4 protein-coding genes are annotated in these 4,726 nt (G+C 61.5%); all 4 read left to right on the top strand.

What is annotated here, in order from left to right:
* Positions 1 to 251: sugar transferase (locus tag AC2FJE_RS23345; protein WP_496700158.1), on the top strand; the 251-nt coding region annotated here is incomplete at its 5' end.
* Between the two features lie 393 nt (positions 252 to 644).
* Positions 645 to 2,684, top strand: coding sequence for a YjbH domain-containing protein (locus AC2FJE_RS23340; protein ID WP_282171200.1), 2,040 nt, complete (start codon positions 645 to 647; stop codon positions 2,682 to 2,684).
* The gene (locus AC2FJE_RS23335) at positions 2,681 to 3,322 is read left to right on the top strand and encodes a YjbF family lipoprotein (RefSeq protein WP_496758742.1); all 642 of its coding nucleotides are present in this window, start codon (positions 2,681 to 2,683) and stop codon (positions 3,320 to 3,322) included. The genes AC2FJE_RS23340 and AC2FJE_RS23335 overlap by 4 nt, the downstream gene beginning before the upstream one ends.
* Positions 3,312 to 4,726: polysaccharide biosynthesis/export family protein (locus tag AC2FJE_RS23330; protein ID WP_496758745.1), on the top strand; the 1,415-nt coding region annotated here is incomplete at its 3' end. The genes AC2FJE_RS23335 and AC2FJE_RS23330, both read left to right, overlap by 11 nt.

The following is a 4,726-nucleotide window of genomic DNA, read 5'->3' as shown; positions in this document are numbered from 1 at the left end:
GACCTCGTCCGGATTACATTGAGCATGCGCGTATGTACTTGTTGCAGGTGCCTGGATACCAGGAACGTCACGACGTTCGCCCTGGCATCAGCGGCTTGGCGCAGGTCGAGCTGGGCTATATCGAAGGCACAGATGCGACGCGTCGAAAGGTTCAGGCTGATCTCTACTATATTGCAAATTCCAGCCTGGCGATGGAGATGCGCATTGTGTGGCGGACGCTTGCTGTCATGATGCGCCGCGGCGGCGCCTGACTGGGGGCCGCGCCTCTGATGGATCCCCTTGTGTCCAGCCGTGGCGTTGGCGTGAATGTCGCGATCAGCTTCGGGTTTTGATGTAATTATCAATTCGATTGCTTTGCCTTGAATCGATGCCGCTTACCCTGTTCGAAAGTTGCAAAGATCCTTTGGCCAATTCAACCTGTAGTAGATTAAATCATTTCCGGTTTTCATTTAACTGAAGTGCGGAATTGTATTTGCACCGCAAACCCAAAGAAAATAAGTCCACGGGCATATCGAGGCGAGACGTGGATCGACGATAGGGTTAGCCCGTCGTCCCAAAAGCGACATAAAGACGTGAAGATTATTCGAGCGGTGACAGTCAGGCGGAAGCCTCTCTTGGCGTTTATATGCGCTATGGCGACCGGCATGGCGCAGGCACAATCCGTGTCGACCTATGGCACACCCGGACTGATCGAGATCCCCACCGCCGAGATGTTCGATGATGGTGAGCTTGTCTTTACCGCCGCAGGTCTCAGGAACACCGGTCGGGCGACGATGACGTTTCAGATGTTGCCCTGGGTGCATGGCAGCTTCCGCTACGCAGTGATTGACGGGTTTGATAGTTCGGGCGGCACGGACCGCACCCGGTATGACCGCAGCTTTGACGTCCATTTCCGGTTGCGCGAAGAAAGCCGGCACGGCCCGGCCATCGTGATGGGGCTGCGCGATTTTGGTGGCACCGGCATCTATGCCGCGGAATACTTCGTGGCCACCAAGACCATTCAGGACCGGTTCAAGCTGACCGGCGGTATTGGATGGGGCCGCATGGCGGGGCGTGGTGCGTTCTCCAACCCGCTGGGTATTTTCGGCAGCCGGTTCGACACCCGGCCCGCGTCAAACTCGAACGGCCAGGGGGGTGAGCTCGAGTTTGGCAATTGGTTCCGTGGCGACGCGGCGTTGTTTGGCGGCGCCAGCTGGCAATACAATGACCGGCTGACCTTTTTGGCCGAGTATTCGCCCGACCTTTACACGGCGGAATCCGTCAATGACAGTTTCCGGGTCAAATCGCCCTTCAATTTTGGCGCCCAGTACCGGTTCCGGAACGGCTCGCAGCTGACGGCCTCTTATCTCTATGGCACCTCGCTGGGGCTGACCTACAGCTACTTCGTCAATCCGCGCAAAGCGGTGACGCCGGGCGGTCAGGGTGCCGCACCGCCGCCGTTGCGCCCTGAATCGCAGGTCGCTGCGGCAACGGCGAACAGCAGCAAAGGTGATATCCGGGCGCGGATGCAATCCGCCCTGGATCAGGAAGGGCTGCGGCTGGTCTATCTGAACGACAGCGGCGACACTGTCCGCGTCGGGGTGGAGAACAACCGCTATGGGCAGGCCGCGCAGGCTCTGGGCCGTACCGCCCGCGTGCTGGTCAATACAGAACCGCCCCAAGCCGAACATTTCGACATTGCGCTGATGTCGAACGGCGTGCCGCTGAGTGCGGTGCGCGTCAACCGCGACGACCTCTATGAACTGGAACATGACCCCGACAACGCCTGGCGCAGCTTTGCCCGGGCCGAGATCTCGGACACGTTGCCATTGGTGCAGGGCGGTTTCCTCACCGATGCCTATCCGCATTTTTCCTATCGGTTCGGCCCCTATCTGAACTTCTCCTTCTTTGATCCCGACGACCCGCTGCGATACGAACTGGGGGCCGCGCTGGCGTTGGATTACACCCCGTCGCCGGGCCTGACCTTTTCGACAGGTCTGCGTCAGCCGATCCTAAGTACCCTCGATGACAGCACCCGGCCGTCGAATTCGACCCTGCCGCATGTGCGCTCGGACTGGAACATCTATGCACGCGAATCCAACCTGCGGATCGAGCATATGACCGCCGAGTATATGTGGCGGCCGGGCAAGGACCTTTATGCCCGCACCACGCTGGGCTACCTGGAAACCATGTTTGGCGGGCTTTCCACCGAAGTGCTTTGGTATCCCAACAACAGTCGTCTGGCCCTTGGGGCCGAGGCCAACTATGTGGCGCAGCGCGACTTTGACGTGCTGTTCGGCTTTCAGGATTACAATGTCTTCACCGGGCACGTCTCGGCCTATTACGATCTGCCGGGCGAGTATCATGCGCAGGTCGATGTCGGGCGCTATCTGGCCGGCGACTATGGCGCAACCTTCGCGCTGGATCGCGAGTTCAACAACGGCTTCAAGGTGGGGGCGTTCTTTACCCTGACAAATGTCAGCTCTGAGGAGTTCGGTGAAGGGTCGTTCGACAAGGGTATCCGGCTGGAAATCCCGATCTCGTGGCTGACCGGCCGCCCGTCGCGCAACAAGATCGCCCAGACCATCCGCCCGGTTCTGCGCGATGGCGGCGCACGGCTGAACGTGCGCAACCGGCTGTATGGCGTGACCCGCGAGGCCCGCGCGCAGGATCTGTCGCGCGGCTGGGGAAGGTTCTGGCGATGAAGGTCCCGCGCACCGCCCTGCTGGCCCTGGCTCTGATCTCCTGCGGCGAGGCCCAGGAAGATGTCGACCTGTTCAAGAGCACGCTGTTTCCAAACGCGCCCCGGTTCCATCCGCGCGCCGAGACCCTTGGCGCGCGCCGCCCGATCCCGCCCCGGCTTGAGGTCGGGTTTCCCAGTCGCGATCTTGCCGGTGTTATGCTGCTTGAGACCCAGCGCGCGGGGGTACAGACCTGGCTGACCGCGGACGGGGCCACCATCACGCTGGAACGCGGCATGCTGACCTCGGCCCTGGGGTTTGGCGACGGCATGTCGGCGTCCGATGTGCACCAAAGCGCGGCGCGGATCCTGGGCGGCGGTCCGGGCCGGGTCGAACGGTTCCACAGCTTTCTCAACGCCAACGATGAGATCGAGTTACATGCTTATGAGTGTCAGATCGAGGCCGTGGGATCCGAGACCGTTTTGCTGCGCGGAAACCCTGTCGCAACGGAAAAATGGCAAGAGGAATGCTTCGGGGTGGTGGATCGTTTTACCAACGTTTACTGGGTGCAAAACAGTTCAGGACGCATCGTTCAATCCTCGCAATGGACCGGCAATTTCCTCGGCAACATGTTCATAAAGGTTGTGCCCAATGACAGTTAAGACTTCCAACAGCAGAGGGCATATCGTGCGCCATACTCCACTTCTCCTCAGCGCGCTGGCTGTGACCGTTCTGATTGCCGGGTGTTCCACCATCTATCGCAGCCCGTCGGTCACGGCAGGTGTCTCCGACGTGGGCAAAGTCCGCGTTGTGCCGGTCACGCCAGAGACCGTGCTGGTCGCCAACCGGTCGCCATACGCGCCCAAGACCCTGCCAACGGTGTTCGGGCTGTCGGCAGGATCGGGCTCTGGCACCAGCCTGCGCGGCACCGGCCCCCTGCCCGAGGCGCCCTCGACCCAGGACGGATCGCGCGCCGGGCTGCAACTGGACCCGCCGCCACAGGTCAACCCCGGCCCTTACACCATCGGCATCGGTGACGTGCTGGTGCTGTCGACGCCGTCCACCCAGGGCACCGCCGGAGAGCTGTCGGGCCTGCTGGCCGCGCAGAACAGCCGCAACGGCTATACCGTGCAGGATGACGGCTCGATCAACATCCCCGATGTCGGCCGCGTCCGGCTGGGCGGCCTGACCGTCGATGAGGCCGAGGCCGTGCTGTTCCAGCGCCTGGTGGAAAACCAGATCGACCCCACCTTCAGCCTTGAGATTGCCGAGTTCAACTCGCGCCGCGTCTCGGTCGGCGGCGCCGTCGGCCAGCCCGGTATCCAGCCCATCACCCTGACCCAGCTGACCCTGGGCGAGGCGCTGTCGGCTGCCGGATCGGTCTCGGTCAGCGATATCGACAATTCCTCGGTGCGCATCTACCGCGACGGGCAGATGTATCAGATCCCGCTCGAAGATCTGTACGCACGCACCGCATTGCAGAACCTCAATCTGGTCGCCGATGACTCGGTCTTTGTCGATACCGACTATGATCTGGATCGCGCCGAACGCTACTTTGCCCAGCAGATCGCGCTGCGCGACACCGTGCTCGAGGGTCGCCAGACCGCCCTGCAAGAGCTGAACACCGCAGTCAATCTGCGCCGCGCCGACCTGGACGAGCGCCGCAGCAATTACCTGCAATCCATTGAGCTGGATGCGGTTGACCGCGACTATGTCTACCTATCCGGAGAAGTGCGTACACAGGGCCGCTATGCCCTGCCGTTCAACCACACCGCCACCCTGGCCGACGCCCTGTTCGACACCGGCGGCGGCATCGCCAAGGAAACCGGCGACGCGTCAGAGGTCTACGTCCTGCGCGCGGCGCAAGATGCCCGCGAATTCGGCGCCGTCACCGCATGGCACCTCGACATCCGAAACGCCGCACAACTCACCCTTGCCGCCCGCTTCCAACTGCGCTCCAACGACATCATCTTCATCGCAGAAAACCCCGTCACAAAATGGGGAAGAACAATCAGCCAAATCACTCCATCACTCATAACAACACCAATCAACGCTGCAGTGAATTA

Source organism: Ruegeria sp. CDSC002 (assembly GCF_059610905.1).
Note: the sequence above shows the minus strand (reverse complement) of the source record. Positions and strands in the feature narration are given on the sequence as shown.